The 17,756-nt window shown below is 64.3% G+C and carries 16 protein-coding genes; 5 read left to right on the top strand and 11 right to left on the bottom strand.

Features of this window, described 5'->3' with window-relative positions; all coding sequences use genetic code 11:
- Position 1 precedes the first annotated feature (1 nt).
- Together N3C64_RS08890 and msrB are read right to left on the bottom strand one after the other, a co-directional pair.
- Positions 2 to 1,048, bottom strand: a complete 1,047-nt coding sequence (locus tag N3C64_RS08890) for an aldo/keto reductase (protein WP_260014002.1) — start codon at positions 1,046 to 1,048, stop codon at positions 2 to 4.
- 68 nt (positions 1,049 to 1,116) lie between these two features.
- Entirely contained in the window at positions 1,117 to 1,557 is a 441-nt protein-coding gene (gene msrB, locus N3C64_RS08885; RefSeq protein WP_218630960.1) for a peptide-methionine (R)-S-oxide reductase MsrB, read from the bottom strand.
- A gap of 215 nt (positions 1,558 to 1,772) precedes the next feature.
- Between msrB and groES the strand changes: the two genes are divergently transcribed.
- The gene (gene groES, locus N3C64_RS08880) at positions 1,773 to 2,060 is read left to right on the top strand and encodes a co-chaperone GroES (protein WP_218630959.1); all 288 of its coding nucleotides are present in this window, start codon (positions 1,773 to 1,775) and stop codon (positions 2,058 to 2,060) included.
- Positions 2,061 to 2,116: 56 nt separating this feature from the next.
- On the top strand, positions 2,117 to 3,754 hold the full coding sequence (groL, locus tag N3C64_RS08875) for a chaperonin GroEL (protein ID WP_218630958.1): 1,638 nt from the start codon (positions 2,117 to 2,119) through the stop codon (positions 3,752 to 3,754).
- Between the two features lie 65 nt (positions 3,755 to 3,819).
- Here the strand turns inward: groL and N3C64_RS08870 are convergent, their stop codons facing one another.
- From N3C64_RS08870 to N3C64_RS08840, 7 genes are all read right to left on the bottom strand, one after another.
- Positions 3,820 to 4,434: a LysE family translocator gene (locus tag N3C64_RS08870; RefSeq protein ID WP_260014001.1), complete on the bottom strand. Its 615-nt coding sequence runs from the start codon at positions 4,432 to 4,434 to the stop codon at positions 3,820 to 3,822.
- Positions 4,435 to 4,563: 129 nt separating this feature from the next.
- Entirely contained in the window at positions 4,564 to 4,962 is a 399-nt protein-coding gene (locus N3C64_RS08865) for a F0F1 ATP synthase subunit epsilon (protein WP_218630956.1), read from the bottom strand.
- 12 nt (positions 4,963 to 4,974) lie between these two features.
- Positions 4,975 to 6,393: a F0F1 ATP synthase subunit beta gene (gene atpD / locus N3C64_RS08860; protein ID WP_260014000.1), complete on the bottom strand. Its 1,419-nt coding sequence runs from the start codon at positions 6,391 to 6,393 to the stop codon at positions 4,975 to 4,977.
- 21 nt (positions 6,394 to 6,414) lie between these two features.
- A complete protein-coding gene (locus tag N3C64_RS08855; protein ID WP_260013999.1) occupies positions 6,415 to 7,290 on the bottom strand; it encodes a F0F1 ATP synthase subunit gamma in 876 nt (291 codons plus the stop codon).
- A 21-nt stretch (positions 7,291 to 7,311) separates the two neighbouring features.
- On the bottom strand, positions 7,312 to 8,841 hold the full coding sequence (atpA, locus tag N3C64_RS08850) for a F0F1 ATP synthase subunit alpha (RefSeq protein ID WP_218630953.1): 1,530 nt from the start codon (positions 8,839 to 8,841) through the stop codon (positions 7,312 to 7,314).
- Positions 8,841 to 9,401, bottom strand: coding sequence for a F0F1 ATP synthase subunit delta (locus N3C64_RS08845; RefSeq protein WP_218630952.1), 561 nt, complete (start codon positions 9,399 to 9,401; stop codon positions 8,841 to 8,843). Before N3C64_RS08845 ends, atpA begins: the two co-directional genes overlap by 1 nt.
- 331 nt (positions 9,402 to 9,732) lie before the next feature.
- Positions 9,733 to 10,488 (bottom strand): class I SAM-dependent methyltransferase, encoded by a 756-nt coding sequence (locus N3C64_RS08840; protein WP_218630951.1) that lies wholly within the window; start codon positions 10,486 to 10,488, stop codon positions 9,733 to 9,735.
- A gap of 60 nt (positions 10,489 to 10,548) precedes the next feature.
- On the opposite strand from N3C64_RS08840, the gene gloB reads away from it, so the two are divergent.
- The 3 genes from gloB (at position 10,549) to clpA (ending at position 14,990) form a co-directional block, all read left to right on the top strand.
- Positions 10,549 to 11,319: a hydroxyacylglutathione hydrolase gene (gene gloB, locus N3C64_RS08835; RefSeq protein ID WP_260013998.1), complete on the top strand. Its 771-nt coding sequence runs from the start codon at positions 10,549 to 10,551 to the stop codon at positions 11,317 to 11,319.
- 4 nt (positions 11,320 to 11,323) lie between these two features.
- Positions 11,324 to 12,499, top strand: coding sequence for an HPP family protein (locus N3C64_RS08830; protein WP_260013996.1), 1,176 nt, complete (start codon positions 11,324 to 11,326; stop codon positions 12,497 to 12,499).
- A 172-nt stretch (positions 12,500 to 12,671) separates the two neighbouring features.
- The gene (gene clpA, locus N3C64_RS08825; protein WP_260013994.1) at positions 12,672 to 14,990 is read left to right on the top strand and encodes an ATP-dependent Clp protease ATP-binding subunit ClpA; all 2,319 of its coding nucleotides are present in this window, start codon (positions 12,672 to 12,674) and stop codon (positions 14,988 to 14,990) included.
- 140 nt (positions 14,991 to 15,130) lie between these two features.
- Here the strand turns inward: clpA and N3C64_RS08820 are convergent, their stop codons facing one another.
- Both N3C64_RS08820 and N3C64_RS08815 read right to left on the bottom strand, forming a co-directional pair.
- Positions 15,131 to 16,522, bottom strand: coding sequence for a peptidoglycan -binding protein (locus tag N3C64_RS08820; RefSeq protein WP_260013992.1), 1,392 nt, complete (start codon positions 16,520 to 16,522; stop codon positions 15,131 to 15,133).
- Between the two features lie 3 nt (positions 16,523 to 16,525).
- Positions 16,526 to 17,716, bottom strand: a complete 1,191-nt coding sequence (locus N3C64_RS08815; protein WP_218630946.1) for a biopolymer transporter ExbB — start codon at positions 17,714 to 17,716, stop codon at positions 16,526 to 16,528.
- Between the last annotated feature and the right edge of the window lie 40 nt (positions 17,717 to 17,756).

The raw sequence follows: 17,756 nt of genomic DNA, 5'->3' as shown, positions 1-17,756 counted from the left end.
CTCAGAACGGCATCGGATGCGCATGATGCGTCCTTTCGATCTCACGCAGCAGATCGCTCGGCAGCTCCATCCCCGCCGCGTCGAGCGACTTGTCCAGCTGCGCGACCGAGGTTGCCCCCAGGATCGGCACGATCGGGAACGGGCGGCTCAGCGTCCAGGCGATGGCCATGGTCACCGGGTCGAGCCCCGCCTGCCGCGCCAGAGCAACATAATGATCGGCGATCTTGAAAGCCCGCGCGTTCGAGCGTCCGCCCAACTCGCGCACAATCGAGCGGCGCGAGCCTTCGGGCACCGCCCCACCGGAATACTTGCCGCTCAGCATCCCTACGGCCAGCGGCGAATAGGCCAGCAGCGTGACCTGCTCATGCACGCCCATCTCGGCCATGTCAGTGTCGTAGAGGCGGCACATCAGCGAATACTCGTTCTGGATGGTGGCGACGCGCGGGCCATGCCCGGCCTCGGCCAGCCGCAGCCACTGCGCCGTCCCCCATGCGCTTTCGTTCGACAGGCCGAAGTGGCGGATCTTGCCCTCTTCCACCAGCACCTGAAGGGTTTCGAGACAGGCAACCATGTCGGCCTCGATCACCTCCTTCGGCGCCTGCTTGTTCGGCGCGAATTTCCAGTTCTGACGGAAGTGGTAGCTGCCCCGGTTCGGCCAGTGGAACTGGCAGATGTCGATATAATCGGTCTGCAGACGCCGAAGCGACCCTTCGACCGCCAGCCGGATCGACGTGGGCGAGATTGGCGCGCCATCGCGCACCGCGCGCAGCCCCTCGCCCGAGACCTTGGTCGCCAGCACGATCTGATCGCGCCGCCGACGGCTTGCAAACCACGTGCCGATGATCTCTTCGGTGCGACCACAGGTTTCAGGAGTGACCAGGTTGACCGGATACATCTCGGCGGTATCGATGAAATCCACCCCACGCTCGACGGCGCGGTCGATCTGGGCATGACCCTCTCCTTCGGTGTTCTGCGTGCCCCAGGTCATCGAGCCCAGACACAGTTCAGACACCTTCAGGCCCGTGCGGCCAAGCTCCACCTTGCGCATCATCTACTCCTCGATCCGGTTTGGGCGCGACCCTGCCACAGGGGCCGGGCAAGGAAAAGGGGCCGGGCCTACTCGACCAGATCGATCAGGTCGGCATAGCCCTCGGCCGCCATCTCTTCGAGCGGGATGAACCGGAGAGAGGCAGAGTTGATACAGTAGCGCAAGCCGCCCTCTTCCTCCGGGCCGTCCTCGAACACATGGCCCAGATGGCTGTCGCCGTGGGTCGAGCGCACCTCGGTGCGCACCATGCCATGGCTCACGTCGCTCAGCTCGCGGATATGCTCGGACAGGATGGGCCGCGTGAACGAGGGCCAGCCGCAGCCGGACTCGTATTTGTCCGCCGAGGAAAACAGTGGCTCGCCAGAGACGATATCGACATAGATCCCGCGCCGCTTGTTCGAGACAAACTCGCCCGACCAGGGCCGCTCGGTGCCGCTTTCCTGCGTAACGCGGTATTGCTCGGGCGTCAGTCGCGCCAGAGCCTCGGGGGTCTTGCGAAATTCCGTCATGGTTTCCTCCTGTTCCGCTTTCCCGAATGATAGGTGCCGCGGCGCACAGGAAAAGCCCTGTCCTGCGCCCACACCATGCGCATGTCGATTTCACAGAAAATCCGCGGCCGGGGTGTTGACACCCAGGGGGAGGAATGCCTAACTCCTGCGCCGTTAGCACTCACCATCGCTGAGTGCTAAAAGTTTAGAACCTGGAACCTTAGGGAGTGACCCAGATGGCATTCAAACCGCTTCATGACCGCGTGCTGGTCAAGCGCGTGCAAAGCGAAGAAAAGACCAAGGGCGGGCTGATCATCCCCGACTCGGCGAAAGAAAAGCCGGCTGAAGGCGAGATCGTCGCTGTTGGCGAAGGCGCGCGCAAGGATTCGGGCGAGCTGATCGCACCCTCGGTCAAAGTCGGCGACCGCGTGCTGTTCGGCAAATGGTCGGGCACCGAAGTGACCCTCGACGGCACCGAAATGCTGATCATGAAAGAATCCGACATCATGGGGATCATCTCGTAATTCTCACGAGAACCCTCTGATCTCTAACGAAATTCCAAGTCAAGGAGCCAAGCAAAATGGCAGCCAAGGACGTGAAGTTCTCGACCGACGCCCGTGACCGTATGCTCAAGGGCGTGAACATCCTCGCCGATGCGGTGAAGGTGACCCTGGGCCCGAAAGGCCGCAACGTTGTTATCGAAAAGTCGTTCGGTGCCCCGCGCATCACCAAGGACGGCGTGTCGGTCGCCAAGGAAATCGAACTGTCGGACAAGTTCGAAAACATGGGCGCGCAGATGGTGAAAGAAGTCGCCTCGCGCACCAATGACGAGGCTGGCGACGGCACCACCACCGCGACCGTTCTGGCCCAGGCCATCGTGCGCGAAGGAATGAAGGCGGTCGCCGCCGGCATGAACCCGATGGATCTCAAGCGCGGCATCGATCTGGCCACCACCAAGGTCGTCGAGGCCATCAAGGCCGCCGCCCGCCCGGTGAAGGACAGCGACGAAGTCGCCCAGGTCGGCACCATCTCGGCCAACGGCGAAGCCCAGATCGGCCGTTTCATCGCTGACGCGATGCAGAAGGTCGGCAACGAGGGTGTCATCACCGTCGAAGAAAACAAGGGCATGGAAACCGAAGTCGAAGTCGTCGAAGGCATGCAGTTCGACCGCGGCTACCTGTCGCCCTACTTCGTGACCAACCCCGACAAGATGATCGCGGATCTCGAAGACTGCTACATCCTGCTGCACGAGAAGAAACTCTCGTCGCTTCAGCCGATGGTTCCGCTGCTCGAAGCCGTGATCCAGTCGCAAAAGCCGCTGCTGATCATCGCCGAGGACGTGGAAGGCGAAGCGCTGGCCACCCTCGTGGTCAACAAGCTGCGTGGCGGCCTCAAGATCGCTGCCGTCAAGGCTCCGGGCTTCGGCGACCGCCGCAAGGCCATGCTGCAGGACATCGCGATCCTGACCGGCGGCCAGGTGATCTCGGAAGATCTCGGCATGAAGCTTGAGAACGTCGGCATGGACATGCTCGGCCGCGCCAAGAAAGTGACGATCTCGAAAGAGAACACCACCATCGTGGACGGCGCCGGCGACAAGGCCGAGATCGAAGCCCGCGTGGCACAGATCCGCACCCAGATCGAGGAAACCACCTCGGACTACGACCGCGAGAAGCTGCAAGAGCGCGTGGCCAAGCTGGCTGGCGGCGTGGCCGTCATCCGCGTTGGCGGCATGACCGAGGTCGAAGTGAAAGAGCGCAAGGACCGCGTTGACGACGCGCTGAACGCGACCCGCGCGGCCGTTCAGGAAGGCATCGTTGTCGGCGGTGGCGTGGCTCTGGTTCAGGCTGGCAAGCAGCTCGACGGCCTTCAGGGCGCGAACAGCGACCAGGAAGCCGGTATCGCGATCGTCAAGCGCGCACTGGAAGCCCCGATGCGCCAGATCGCCGAGAACGCAGGCGTTGACGGTGCAGTCGTTGCCGGCAAGATCCGCGAGTCCTCGGACCTGGCCTTTGGCTTCAACGCTCAGACCGAAGAATATGGCGACATGTTCAAGTTCGGCGTGATCGACCCGGCCAAGGTGACCCGCACCGCACTGGAAGACGCCGCTTCGGTTGCTGGCCTGCTCGTCACCACCGAATGCATGATCGCCGAAAAGCCCGAGCCGAAGGCTCCGGCCGGTGGCATGCCCGACATGGGCGGCATGGGCGGCATGATGTAATCATCCCCCCAAGGGAAACGAAAAGGGCGCCTCCGGGCGCCCTTTTTGCTTTGCGCCGCAGGCCCTTACCGTGTCACGGCCAGAAGCCCGCTCCCGCCCAAGAGGCACGCCCCCGAGGCATACCCCACGTGTCTGCGCGCCTGTGCGCTGCGCAGCCGCGCCCCGATCATCGTCGCCATCATGGCGTAGCCACCCAGCACCAGCGCGACAATCACGGTGGAACTGGCCATCAGGATCAGGAACTGCGGCAGGCGCGGTGCCTCGGGGACGATGAACTGCGACAGGAACGCCATGTAGAACAGGATGGCCTTCGGATTGAGCACCCCGGTCAGAAACCCCGCACGGAAGCTCCTGCCATCGCGACGCGGTATCTCGACCGCCCCCTCGGCAAGCGATCGCGCGGTCAGAATTTGCGCACAGCCGAGATAGGCCAGATAGGCAACCCCGGCCCATTTGAGCAACGCGAAGGCCAGGCTGGACGCGGCAAGAACCAGGCCCACCCCGAGGTAAGCTGCGCTCATCACGATCAGCCCTCCGGCAAGGTCCCCCGCAATACAGATGAGTGCCGCACGGCGGCCCCTGGTCAGCGACTGGCTGATGATCATCAGCACGCTCGGCCCGGGGATGACGGAAATGGCGGCATAGGCCAGAACATAGCCGAGCCAACTTTCCCAGGTCATCGCGCCTTCCCCCTATGGTTCATACGAGAAGACGCATATCGGGATCGCCTTGCAAGGCCCCCCTTTGAGCGGCCCAAAGAAAAAGGCCCCGGTTTTCACCGGGGCCTTTCAAAAAAGTCAGAGCCGTTCTCAGGCGTTGATATGGGCGCCGAGCGCTTCCATATCCGAGAGCATCTTGACCGCGGCATCCGTCACCGACGGATGAGCCACGTCAACGACCTTCTTGGCCTCGGCCATCATCTCGGCGTGGATCGCGGCGGTCAGTTCCGCCTTCGGCACGCCGCGCTCGGCCAGAACGCTCACGCCTTCAGCACTGATCTCGGCGAAGCCGCCGGTCACCGCGTATTCCGCGGTGCCTTCGGGTCCGACGACGGTCAGGATGCCGGGGCGCAGGGTCGTGATCAGGGCCGAGTGACCCGGCATCGCGGTCAGGTCACCTTCAGCGCCCGGGATCCGCACCTCGCGGGCCTGGACGGAAGCGAGCTTCCGTTCAGGGGAGACGAGGTCGAACTGCATCGTATCGGCCATGGATCAGCCTCCTTACGCCGCAGCGGCGAGTTTCGCGGCCTTGGCGATCACTTCGTCAATACCGCCGACCATGTAGAAGGCCGCTTCCGGCAGGTGGTCGTATTCGCCAGCCACAACAGCCTTGAACGACTTGATCGTGTCTTCCAGCGGAACCTGCACACCGTCCGAGCCGGTGAACACTTTCGCCACGTCGAACGGCTGCGAAAGGAAGCGCTGGATCTTACGGGCGCGAGCCACGGTCAGCTTGTCCTCTTCCGACAGTTCGTCCATGCCGAGGATGGCGATGATGTCCTGCAGCGACTTGTAGCGCTGGAGGATACCCTGCACATCACGGGCAACCATGTAGTGCTCTTCGCCGATCACGGCCGGATCGAGCAGACGCGAGGTCGAGTCGAGCGGGTCCACGGCCGGGTAGATGCCGAGTTCCGAGATCGCACGCGACAGAACGGTCGTAGCGTCGAGGTGGGCGAACGAGGTGGCCGGAGCCGGGTCGGTAAGGTCGTCGGCCGGAACGTAGATGGCCTGCACCGAGGTGATCGAGCCAGCGTTGGTCGAGGTGATGCGTTCCTGCAGAGCGCCCATGTCGGTCGCCAGCGTCGGCTGGTAGCCCACGGCCGAAGGAATACGGCCGAGAAGCGCCGACACTTCCGAACCTGCCTGGGTAAAGCGGAAGATGTTGTCCACGAAGAACAGCACGTCCGTACCCGACTGGTCGCGGAACTGCTCGGCCAGGGTCAGACCCGACAGAGCCACACGCATACGCGCGCCCGGCGGTTCGTTCATCTGGCCATAGACCAGGGCCACTTTCGACTCTTCGAGGTTGTCGGGGACGATAACGCCCGATTCGATCATCTCGTGATAGAGGTCGTTGCCTTCACGGGTCCGTTCACCAACGCCCGCGAACACCGAGAAGCCCGAGTGCACTTTGGCGATGTTGTTGATCAGTTCCATGATCAGAACGGTCTTGCCCACGCCGGCGCCGCCGAACAGGCCGATCTTACCGCCCTTCGAGTAGGGAGCCAGCAGGTCGATAACCTTGATGCCGGTGACCAGGATCTCCGACGAGGTCGACTGAGCCGCGAAATCGGGGGCCGGCTGGTGGATCGCACGGTGCTCCGAAGCCGCGACCGGGCCCTTTTCGTCCACCGGCTCGCCGATGACGTTCAGGATGCGGCCCAGCGTCGCGTTGCCGACCGGCACCGAGATCGGTGCGCCGGTGTCGGTCACCACGGCGCCACGCACGAGGCCTTCGCTGGCGTCCATGGCGATGGTGCGGACGGTGTTTTCACCGAGGTGCTGAGCAACTTCCAGCACCAGTTTCTTGCCGTTGTTTTCGGTCTCGAGCGCGTTGAGAATCGCGGGCAGGCCGTCTTCGAACTGGACGTCCACGACGGCGCCGATGACCTGGGTCACTTTGCCTTTGCTTGCCATTGTCTTCTATCTCCGGTTCCGTCAGAGCGCCTCGGCGCCCGAAATGATTTCGATAAGCTCGTTGGTGATCACGGCCTGACGCGAGCGGTTGAACTCGATCGTCAGCTTGTCGATCATCTCGCCCGCGTTGCGGGTGGCGTTGTCCATCGCCGACATCTGGGCGCCATTGAACGAGGCGTTGTTCTCCAGAAGGGCGGCGAAGATCGCCGTGGCGACACCACGCGGCAGAAGGTCTGCCAGGATCGCTTCCTCGCTCGGTTCGTAATCGTAGAACGCCGAAGCGCCAGTGGCATCGGCCTCCTCGAACTGGGCAGGAATGATCTGCTTCGCGGTCGGCACCTGCGAGATCACGGATTCGAAGCGCGAGAAGAAGATCGTCGCGACGTCGAATTCGGCGGCTTCGAAACGGTCCAGCAGATCGCGGGCGATCTTCTGGGCATCCACGTAGCCGATTTTCTTGATCTCGGAGAGATCGACGTGAGCCACGAAGTGCTGACCCAGGTCGCGGCGCATCGCGTCGCGGCCCTTCTTGCCGACGGTGATGATCTTCACCGTCTTGCCTTGTGCCAGCAGCTCGTTGGCCCGAGCCCGCGCGAGTTTGGCGATGTTGGCGTTGAAACCACCGCAAAGCCCGCGCTCACCGGTCATCACCACCAGAAGGTGGGTCTGATCCGAGCCCGTCCCGGCCAGAAGCCGGGGCGCGCTGTCGGAGCCGCCCACCGAGGCGGCAAGCCCCGACATGACGGCGTTCATGCGCTCGGCGAAGGGCCGGGCGCTCTCGGCGGCATCCTGGGCGCGGCGCAATTTTGCGGCCGCGACCATCTGCATCGCCTTGGTGATCTTGCGAGTGTTCTTAACACTCGTGATCCGGTTCTTTAGGTCCTTAAGGCTGGGCATTTCCCTGTCCTTTCAGGCCAATCAAGCGAAGGTCTTGGCGAAATCTTCGATCGCGGCTTTGAGCTTCGCCTCGGCGTCACCTTTGATCTTCGGATCGTCGTTGGTGATCCAATCGAGCACGTCCTTGCGGTTGCTGCGCAGATAGGCCAGCAGGCCCTTCTCCCAGCGACCGACTTCCTTCACCGGAACGTTGTCCAGGAAGCCGTTGGTGCCCGCGAAGATGACCGCGACGATTTCCGCGTTGGTCAGCGGCGAATACTGCGGTTGCTTCATCAGCTCGGTCAGACGCGCACCGCGGTTCAGCAGCTTCTGGGTTGCGGCGTCGAGGTCCGAGCCGAACTGGGCGAAGGCCGCCATTTCGCGATACTGAGCCAGTTCCAGCTTAACCGGGCCGGCGACCGACTTCATGGCGTTCGTCTGAGCCGACGAACCCACGCGCGACACCGACAGACCGGTGTTCACGGCCGGGCGGATACCCTGGTAGAACAGTTCGGTTTCGAGGAAGATCTGACCGTCGGTGATCGAGATCACGTTGGTCGGAATGAAGGCCGACACGTCGCCGCCCTGGGTTTCGATGACCGGAAGAGCGGTCAGCGAGCCAGCGCCGAAGTCTTCGTTCAGCTTCGCCGAACGCTCCAGCAGGCGCGAGTGCAGGTAGAAAACGTCGCCCGGGTAGGCTTCGCGGCCCGGCGGGCGGCGGAGCAGCAGCGACATCTGACGGTAGGCAACGGCCTGCTTCGAGAGGTCATCGTAGATGATCAGCGCGTGGCGGCCCGAGTCACGGAAGTACTCGGCCATGGCGGTCGCGGCGTAGGGCGCCAGGAACTGGAGCGGAGCCGGGTCCGAAGCGGTCGCGGCGATGATCGTGGTGTATTCGATCGCGCCGGTTTCCTCGAGCTTCTTCACGAGCTGAGCCACGGTCGAACGCTTCTGACCAACGGCGACGTAGAAGCAGTGCAGCTTCTTCTCGGGGTTGGCGTCGTTGTAGACCTTCTGGTTCAGAATGGTGTCGAGCGCGATCGCGGTCTTGCCGGTCTGACGGTCGCCGATGATCAGTTCGCGCTGGCCACGGCCAACGGGGATCATGGCGTCAACCGACTTGAGGCCGGTCGCCATCGGTTCGTGAACCGATTTCCGCGGAATGATGCCGGGGGCCTTCACGTCGGCCACGCGACGCTCGGTCGCCGCGATCGGGCCTTTGCCGTCGATCGGGTTACCGAGGCCATCGACGACGCGGCCGAGCAGGCCTTCACCCACCGGAACGTCCACGATGGAGTTGGTGCGCTTGACGGTGTCGCCTTCTTTGATGTCGCGGTCCGAACCGAAGATAACGATACCGACGTTATCGACTTCGAGGTTCAGCGCCATCCCACGGATACCACCGGGGAATTCCACCATTTCACCGGCCTGGACGTTGTCGAGCCCGTGCACACGGGCAATACCGTCACCGACCGAGAGCACGCGGCCCACTTCGGCGACTTGGGCGTCCTGCCCGAAGTTCTTGATCTGCTCCTTGAGGATAGCAGAGATCTCAGCTGCTTGGATGCCCATTATCCGACCTCTTTCATGGCGTTCTGTAGGGAAGCGAGTTTCGCCTTGACCGAAGTGTCGATCATGCGCGAGCCCAACTTGACGATCATGCCGCCGATGAGGCTTTCATCCACGGCAATGTTCAATTTGACGGACTTGCCCGTCTGCGACTGGAGCGTGGCCGCCAGTTTGTCGGCCTGCGCTTTCGAAAGGGCCGAAGCGGCGATAACCTCAGCGGTCACCTCACCTTTTTCTTCGGCGATCGCGTCGGCCAGCGCAGTAAGCAGCTGGGGGAGCGCGAACAGACGGCGCTTGACCGCCATCAGTTGCAGACCGTTGGCAAGTGCTGCCGAAAGGCCCATTTTCGCGGCGAGGGCGCCCACAGCGGCACCCTGGTCTTCACGCGAGTAAACCGGCGAGGAGATCAGCTCACGCAGATCGCTCGATTCGGCCAACGTGGCGCGAAGCGCATCCACATCAGCCTCGAGCGCGGCAAGCGCTCCGGCCTCGCGGGCGAGTTCAAAAACAGCCGTGGCATAGCGCCCGGCAATGGCTGCGGAAATCGAAGCTGGTTCGGACACGTCCACCCTTCCGATGCTCTTGCCCCCATTCCCCTACCAGAGGCGGAGAATGCGGAGCTTCCCCTAGCGCATGGGTGCTCCCACACACCTTATATCGGCCCCGCGTGTAGCAGAGCATCCCTCCCCTCGCAACCGTCTTGCACAACAGAATGTGAATGCAGGACATGCTATTTGCCTCCCACCGCCTTTCGTTAGCGCTGCGCCCGGAAAAGTTCCGGCGCTAACGGTCCGACCGGCGGATGACGTAGACGTCAGGTGATGGAGGGCAGCCGGACCCGCGCGAGGTGATTCACTAGGCGGAACCAAGGGTTCGGGATCGTGGAGGGCGTGCTCAGATCGGGTCGGCGGCCGGCTTGACGGCACCTTCCAGGATCGACAGCGGCCTGCGGACGGCCGCGCCCAGACCCGGCCGACGGGGCGCATGGACCTGCTTGGAAACCTCCAGCATGACCACGCCCGCCGCCAGGATACCCGCCGCGCGCGATCCAAGCCGCTCCCACATGGCGACCGAACGCAGCCAGAAGCGGCGATGCGACGGTGGTATATAGAGTGCGGCGGCGTGGCGTTCGGGCACGAAGCCGGCGCGCCGGGCCTGCGCATCAAGCTGACTGATCGTATAGGGCCGCCCAAAGCCAAAGGGTGTCGTTTCGCGCGGCGCCCAAAGACCGCTGCGGTTCGGCACGATCAGCAGCGCCTTGCCGCCCGGTCCAAGCACCCGCCAGCATTCTTCCAGCAGCGCATCGGGATGGTCCGAGGTCTCAAGCCCGTGCATCACGACCAGCCGGTCCGCCATCCCGGTTTCCAGCGGCCAGCGGGTCTCGTCGCACAGAACGGACACATTGGGCATTCCGGCAGGCCAGGGCATCACCCCCTGCTGCGAGGGCATCAGCCCGATCACCCGGCGCGCGGGCTCCAGATAGGGCCGCAGCAAAGGCACGGCAAAGCCGAAACCCGCCACCGTCAGCCCCGTCATCTCGGGCCCCGCAGGCCAGAGCGTGAGCACCCGGTCCCGTACGGCCTTCTGCGCCGCGCGCCCAAGCTGGGTGCGGTAGTAGAAATTGCGCAGGTCGAGCACATCGAGGTGCATTGCGGTTCCGGCCTCCTTGGGCGAAGCTTGGTCAGAATAGACAAAGCGACACGAAACGCCATGGCCCTTGAACTTGTGATCCTTCCCTGCCTTGCGGACAATTACGCCTATCTTGTCCGCGACCCGTCCACCGACACGATCTTCGTCGTCGATGTGCCCGAGGCTGCGCCAGTCCTGAATGCGCTCGGCGCACGCGGCTGGAAACTGAGCCACATCCTGATCACCCATCATCACGACGATCATATTGCAGGTGTCGAGGCCCTGGCCCAGGCGACGGGCGCGCATGTCATCGGCGCCGAGGCCGATGCCCATCGGCTGCCGCCGCTGGATATGATGGTGACCCCCGGACAAACCCTTCCGATCGGAATGCAGAAGCTGAGCGTTATCGACGCCGGGGGCCATACGCTTGGCCATATCGCCTATCATTTCGCCGAAGCGGGTCTGCTGTTTTCCGGCGACAGTCTGATGAGCTGGGGCTGCGGCCGCCTGTTCGAAGGCACCCCCGCGCAGATGTTCGACAGCCTCGCGCGCCTTTCGTCCCTGCCTGATCACACGCTGGTCTGCTCGGGGCATGAGTATACCGAGGCGAACGGCCGTTTCGCGCTGAGCCTTGAACCCGGCAACCCCGCCCTGCTGAACCGCATGGACAACGTGCGCGCAAAACGCGCCGAGGGGCAGCCGACCGTTCCCGCGACGCTGGCGCTGGAGAAGGCCACCAACCCCTTCCTGCGCAGCGACGATGCGGCGCTGCGCAGCGCCCTGGGCCTGCCCGCCGATGCCAGCGCGCTTGCCACCTTCACCGAAGCCCGGGCCCGCAAGGACCGCTTCTGAGCCGATGACCGAGCCAGACACCGAAAAGCCGACCGAAGAGCGACCGACCAATAAGCAGACCCATCTTGTGCGGCGTCTCGGACCCGCGATGGGCCGCCGGCGCACGGTGGATATCCTGCGCGCGGGCACCGGTGCGGGGCTCGGCATTCTGGTGACGGCGCTTATCAGCTACGCTCTGCCGCAATCGCGCGAGGCGGGGATCTACCTGATCTCGGGCTTCGCCTCCACGGCGGTCTTGCTGTTCGCCCTGCCCAACTCTCCACTGGCACAGCCATGGTCGGCCATCGTTGGCATGATGGTCTCGGCCGCCAGCGCGGTGGTCGTGCTGCGCTTCGTGCCGCCGCCCTATGCGGACGGGCTGGCGGTTGCGCTGGCGATCTGCGCCATGATGGCCCTGCGCGCTCTGCACCCGCCCGCAGCAGGGATCGCACTGCTCGGGGCGCTGGAATACGAGGCCGGGCGCCCGCTCGGCTTCGACTTCGTGCTGATGCCCGTGGGCGCGATCACCGTGGTTCTGGTGCTGCTGGCCATGGCCTGGCACCGCACGTTCGGCGTGGCCTATCCCTCGCGCCCGTTGGCGGCCCCGCCCCGCCCCGGACCCGCCGCGCGCAGCACGCCCCGCCTGAGCGAAGACGATCTGGCCAGCCTGTTGCTGGAGTTTCAGCAATCCGCCAACCTTGGCACAGCCGATCTTGCACGCCTGCTGAACGCCGCCCGAACGCGCGTCACCGAAACCCTGCTATCTGCCTCGGCTGGATCGCTCATGAGCCCGCGCCCTGTCTCGGTCGGCCCCGAAGCCCCGATGTCCGAGGTCGTGCGCAAGATGGAAATGCTGGACCTGCGCAGCCTGCCCGTCGCCGACAGCGAGGGGCGCTATGTCGGCATGGTCGATCAGGGGCGCGTCCTGCAACGCCTTGAGGCCGAGCAAGCCACGCTGCGCCGTCCCTTCCGGCTGCGCTCGGCCCCGCCAGAGCCCGATGCAGCGGCCCTGATGGACTCCACAACCGCCCCGGTCGACATTTCCACCCCGGTGGGCGAACTGATGGCACGCCTCGCCAAACCCGGCGCACAGGCGATCCCCGTGACCGAGAACGCGCGCCTCGTCGGTATCCTCGGGCGCAGTGACGTGATGAGCCTGCTGCTCTCGTTGCTGATGGGCGATGACCCCAAAGTCACGTGAGCCAGCCCGAAGGCACGGCTAGGTATTGTGCAAAATGGTCACTTTCGACGCACAGAATGAATTGTGATGCAGTTTTGTGCAATCCGCCCTTGAAGCCGCCGCAATTCCACCGAACTCTAAACATAACGGGCCAGCGATGTGTCGGGTCCGCCAGCTATGAAAGGAGCGCCACATGCCTTCGTTCTCGAACACGCTCGAACAAGCCATCCATGGCGCGCTCGCGCTGGCCAACGCGCGCAAGCATGAACTCGCCACCCTCGAACACCTGCTGCTGGCACTGATCGAAGAGCCCGACGCAAGCCGCGTGATGCGCGCCTGCGGGGTCGATCTGGAAGAATTGCGCGAAACCCTGACCGAGTTCATCGACGATGACCTTTCGACCCTGATCACCGAGATCGAGGGTTCCGAGGCCGTGCCCACCGCCGCCTTCCAGCGCGTCATCCAGCGCGCCGCGATCCATGTGCAAAGCTCGGGCCGCGCCGAGGTCACTGGGGCCAACGTGCTCGTGGCGATCTTTGCGGAACGCGAGTCGAACGCCGCCTTCTTCCTGCAAGAACAGGACATGACGCGCTACGACGCGGTCAACTTCATCGCCCATGGCGTGGCCAAAGACCCCGAGTTCGGCGAGGCCCGCCCCGTGACCGGCGCCGAAGAGGAGCACAAGGCCGAAACCACCCAGGCGGGCGAGGCCAAGGAATCCGCGCTTGCGAAATACTGCGTCAACCTCAACGAAAAATCGGCCAAGGGCGACATCGACCCGCTGATCGGCCGCGAGGAAGAGGTCGAGCGCTGCATTCAGGTGCTCTGCCGCCGCCGCAAGAACAACCCGCTTCTGGTGGGCGATCCGGGCGTGGGCAAGACCGCCATCGCCGAGGGCCTCGCGCTCAAGATCACCCGTGGCGAAACCCCGGACATCCTTGCGAAGTCGACGATCTTTTCGCTCGACATGGGCGCGCTTCTGGCGGGCACCCGCTACCGCGGCGATTTCGAGGAGCGTCTGAAGGCCGTTGTGAAGGAGCTCGAGGACCACCCCGACGCGATCCTGTTCATCGATGAGATCCACACCGTGATCGGCGCAGGCGCCACCTCGGGCGGTGCGATGGATGCTTCGAACCTGCTCAAGCCCGCGCTTGGCGGGGGCAAGATGCGCTGCATGGGCTCGACCACCTACAAAGAGTTCCGCCAGCATTTCGAGAAGGACCGCGCGCTGTCGCGCCGTTTCCAGAAGATCGACGTGAACGAACCCTCGGTCGGCGACTCGATCAAGATTCTGATGGGCCTCAAGCCCTATTTCGAAACGCACCACGACATCCGCTACACCAATGACGCGATCAAGTCGGCGGTGGAGTTGTCAGCGCGCTACATCCATGACCGCAAACTGCCCGACAAGGCCATCGACGTGATCGACGAGGCAGGCGCGGCCCAGCACCTGCTGCCAGAATCGAAGCGCCGCAAGACGCTCGGCGCCAAGGAGATCGAGGCCGTCGTGGCCAAGATCGCGCGCATCCCGCCCAAGAACGTCTCGAAGGACGATGCCGAGGTGCTGCGCGATCTCGAAAAGACGCTCAAGCGGGTTGTCTTCGGTCAGGACAAGGCGATCGAAACGCTGGCGTCGGCAATAAAACTGGCCCGCGCGGGCCTGCGCGAACCCGAAAAGCCGATCGGCAACTACCTGTTTGCCGGTCCCACCGGCGTCGGCAAGACCGAGGTCGCCAAGCAACTGGCCGACACGCTCGGCGTGGAACTTCTGCGCTTCGACATGTCGGAATACATGGAGAAACACGCGGTCTCCCGCCTGATCGGCGCACCTCCCGGCTATGTCGGCTTCGACCAGGGCGGGATGCTCACCGACGGCGTCGATCAACACCCGCATTGCGTGCTGCTGCTCGACGAGATGGAAAAGGCGCACCCGGATGTCTACAACATCCTCCTCCAGGTGATGGACCACGGCAAACTCACGGACCATAACGGCCGGACGGTAGACTTCCGCAATGTGATTCTGATCATGACCTCGAACGCCGGCGCGGCCGAGCAAGCCAAGGCCGCCATCGGCTTTGGCCGCGAACGCCGCGAGGGCGAGGATACCGCCGCGATCGAGCGCACCTTCACGCCCGAATTCCGCAACCGCCTGGATGCGGTGGTGAACTTCGCACCCCTCTCGCGCGATGTCATCCTGCAAGTCGTGGACAAGTTCGTGCTGCAACTCGAAGCGCAGCTGATCGACCGCAACGTGCATATCGAACTGACCCCCGAAGCTGCCAACTGGCTGGCCGAGAAAGGCTACGACGACAAGATGGGCGCCCGCCCGCTTGGCCGCGTGATCCAGGAGCACATCAAGAAACCGCTGGCCGAGGAGCTTCTCTTCGGCAAACTCACCAAGGGCGGCGTGGTGCGCGCCAGCGTCAAGGATGACGCCATCGTGCTCGACGTCGAGGAGCCCAGCAAGCCCCGCATCTCGGGCCCCAAACAACGCCTGCTTCCGGCGGGCTAAGGCGCACCTTAACGAACGAAAAGGGCCCGGAACTCCGGGCCCTTTCCTTTTTCCACCTTCAACGTGGCGAAAATATCCTCGGGGGTGAATTTGCGCCAAAGGCGCAAAGAGGGGGCAGACAGCCCCCTGCCCCGCCGCCCTCAGCGCTCGGTCAGCTTCAGCTCGATGCGGCGGTTCGCGGCCCGCGCCTCGGGGCTGTCGCCCTCGGCCACGGGGCGGAACTCGCCAAACCCGGTCGCGGCCAGCCGATAGGGCGGGAAGCCCAGATCGTCGATCATGTAACGCACCACCGAAAGCGCGCGCGCCTGGCTTAACTCCCAGTTATCGCGGAACGCGCCGGTCCCCAGCAGGGGCACATTGTCGGTATGACCGTCGACCCGCAGGATCCAGTCGATCTGCGGCGGGATCTTGTCGGCCAACTCGGTGAAGGTCTCGGCCACGCGCGCGATCTGCGCCTTGCCCTCAGGCGCCAGATCGGCGGCCCCCGGCTGGAACAGCACCTCGGACGAAAACACGAAACGGTCGCCCACCACGCGCACACCCTCGCGCCCGGCCAGCAGTTCGGACATCCGCCCGAAGAACTCCGAGCGATACTTGGCCAGATCCGCCGCCTCGGCCTCGGCCTTCTTGCGCGCCTCTTCCTCAAGCTGCGCACGGCGCTTCTGCTCAGCCGCCACCTGCGCCAGTGCCGCATTCAGCTGCTGCCCAAGCGTCTCGACCTGCACCTGCGCCTCGGCATCTCGCTCCTGCGCGGCATCCAGAATGCCCTGCAACTCGGAGAGCTGCCCACGCAGGGCCGCAATCTGCTCGTTCAGCAGGGCCACTTTGCGCGCGGCCTCGCCCGAGATTTCCTTCTCGCTTGCCAGCGCCTGCTCGGCCACGGCCCGCAATGCGGCCTCTTTCTCGGCATCGCTCAGGCGTGTCTCCAACTGCGTCTGCAAATCCTTCTTCGCAGCCTCGGCTGCCGCAAGAAGGGTCAACGTCTCCTCGGCATTCTGGCGCGCCGCCTCCAGCGAGAGGGTCATGGCCGCCAGCTCATCGCCGGAGGCTTTCAGCTTGCCGCGCAGCTCCTCGATGGTCGCGCGATCAAGGCGCAGTTCCTCGGCGCGCGCATCGGCATCTGCCCGCGCGGCGTCGCGCTGCGACAGGAGCGAGGCCACCTGCGCCTCAAACGCGGTGATCTTCTGACCGGCCTCGGCCAGTTCGGCCTCGCGCGTCTCGATCCGTGCGCTGAGCGTGGCGATCAGCGCAGTTTGCGCATCGGCCTTTTCCCGCGCCGTATCCAGATCGCCGGTCAACTGCGCGGTGCGCTCTTCCTCCAGCGCAAGCGCACGCGCGAGGCCTGCGACCTGCACCGACAGGGCAGAAAGCTCACTCTCCTTGGTGTTGAGCGTATCGCGCAAGACCGATTGCACGACCATGAAGATGGTCAGCACGAACATCAGCACCAACAGCAGCGCGGTCATCGCATCGACGAATCCGGGCCAGATCGCTGCCGAGAACTTCTGGCCGTTGCGGCGGGCGAGCGCCATCGCTTAGGCCTCCCGATTGCGGGTATTGTGCAGGATCGCCCGCGTCAGCGCCGCGAAATCGTTGCGCAACTCGGCCATGCTTTCCTGCCGCCCCGCCGAGACCTCTTCAAGAAGCCGCAGCATTTGCAGGTCGATCGAGCGCAACCGCATCCGCGTTTCCGCCGCGATCTCGGCGGTCTCATCGGTTTCGGCCTGATGCGCCAGCCGCTCCAGCGCCTGGGTCAGGCGTTCCTGCCCCTCGGCCATGCGGTTGAGCGCGCGGCCCTGTTCGGTGCGCGCATCAATCTCATTGCCCATGCGGTCGGCCAGATAGGCGACCGCGCCCGTCATTTCACCCAGGCGGCGATCGACCTCGGCGCGCCCGGCATCGGATTGCGCGAAGATCGACTGCAACACAGACATCTGCTCGGACATGTGATCGAGGATCTCGGCCACCGCCGAAGCCTCGCCATCGCCCTCGGCCGCCGCGAAGGAAAGCCGCGTGATCGAGGAGATCCACTCTTCCAGCTCACGGTAGAACCGGTTCTGGCCATGGGTCACGAAAAGCTCAAGCAACCCAACCACCAGCGAGCCCGCAAGGCCCAGAAGCGAGGAGGAGAACGCCGTGCCCATGCCGCCAAGCTGCGCCTCAAGCCCGGTCATCAGCTTCTCAAAGACCTCGATGCTGCTTTCGCCCTCTTGCGGGGCCAGAGCGCGGATCGTCTCGACCACGGCTGGAACGGTCGTTGCAAGACCGTAGAACGTGCCCAGAAGGCCAAGGAAGATCAGCAGGTTGGAGAGGTAGCGCGTAATATCGCGCGCCTCGTCGATCCGGGTCTCGACCGACTCGAGGATCGAACGTGCCGCCGAGGTAGCAATCGAGCGCGAGCCGCCACGCGCGCCAAGCAACGCGGCCAGCGGCGCGAGCATCCGCGGCGCGCGATAGGCCGGACGGCCCGGCCGGTCGGCCGCGAAACTCTCGATCCAGCTGACGGCCTTGACCAGTTCGGCCACCTGCCAGAAACAGGCCAGGACGCCCAGCACGAATACGGTCAGGATCAGCCCGTTCAGCCAGGGGTTCGCGATGAAGATCGGCAGAATGCGGCTATAGGCAAGCCACCCTCCCGCCACGACCAGAACCAGCACGATCACCATCAGGGTGATCTGTCGGACCGGTTGCGAGAACTGCGGATCGAGCCGGATGGTGCCGCGCATACACTGCCTCGTTGGCTATTGTTTGCGCGAGGATAGGCGG

The sequence above is a fragment of the Sedimentimonas flavescens genome (assembly GCF_025154035.1).
In the GTDB taxonomy this organism is placed as follows: domain Bacteria; phylum Pseudomonadota; class Alphaproteobacteria; order Rhodobacterales; family Rhodobacteraceae; genus Rhodobacter; species Rhodobacter flavescens.
Note: the sequence above shows the minus strand (reverse complement) of the source record. Positions and strands in the feature narration are given on the sequence as shown.

What these genes read in the sequence shown, in the direction of transcription:
- groES (WP_218630959.1), top strand. Translation starts at nt 1,773, where the DNA reads ATGGCATTCAAACCGCTTCATGACCGCGTGCTGGTCAAGCGCGTGCAA.
- N3C64_RS08865 (WP_218630956.1), bottom strand. Translation starts at nt 4,962, where the DNA reads ATGGCCGATACGATGCAGTTCGACCTCGTCTCCCCTGAACGGAAGCTC.
- clpA (WP_260013994.1), top strand. Translation starts at nt 12,672, where the DNA reads ATGCCTTCGTTCTCGAACACGCTCGAACAAGCCATCCATGGCGCGCTC.
- N3C64_RS08815 (WP_218630946.1), bottom strand. Translation starts at nt 17,716, where the DNA reads ATGCGCGGCACCATCCGGCTCGATCCGCAGTTCTCGCAACCGGTCCGA.
- N3C64_RS08890 (WP_260014002.1), bottom strand. Translation starts at nt 1,048, where the DNA reads ATGCGCAAGGTGGAGCTTGGCCGCACGGGCCTGAAGGTGTCTGAACTG.
- msrB (WP_218630960.1), bottom strand. Translation starts at nt 1,557, where the DNA reads ATGACGGAATTTCGCAAGACCCCCGAGGCTCTGGCGCGACTGACGCCC.
- N3C64_RS08870 (WP_260014001.1), bottom strand. Translation starts at nt 4,434, where the DNA reads ATGACCTGGGAAAGTTGGCTCGGCTATGTTCTGGCCTATGCCGCCATT.
- N3C64_RS08855 (WP_260013999.1), bottom strand. Translation starts at nt 7,290, where the DNA reads ATGCCCAGCCTTAAGGACCTAAAGAACCGGATCACGAGTGTTAAGAAC.
- N3C64_RS08840 (WP_218630951.1), bottom strand. Translation starts at nt 10,488, where the DNA reads ATGCACCTCGATGTGCTCGACCTGCGCAATTTCTACTACCGCACCCAG.
- atpD (WP_260014000.1), bottom strand. Translation starts at nt 6,393, where the DNA reads ATGGCAAGCAAAGGCAAAGTGACCCAGGTCATCGGCGCCGTCGTGGAC.
- N3C64_RS08830 (WP_260013996.1), top strand. Translation starts at nt 11,324, where the DNA reads ATGACCGAGCCAGACACCGAAAAGCCGACCGAAGAGCGACCGACCAAT.
- groL (WP_218630958.1), top strand. Translation starts at nt 2,117, where the DNA reads ATGGCAGCCAAGGACGTGAAGTTCTCGACCGACGCCCGTGACCGTATG.
- gloB (WP_260013998.1), top strand. Translation starts at nt 10,549, where the DNA reads ATGGCCCTTGAACTTGTGATCCTTCCCTGCCTTGCGGACAATTACGCC.
- N3C64_RS08820 (WP_260013992.1), bottom strand. Translation starts at nt 16,522, where the DNA reads ATGGCGCTCGCCCGCCGCAACGGCCAGAAGTTCTCGGCAGCGATCTGG.
- atpA (WP_218630953.1), bottom strand. Translation starts at nt 8,841, where the DNA reads ATGGGCATCCAAGCAGCTGAGATCTCTGCTATCCTCAAGGAGCAGATC.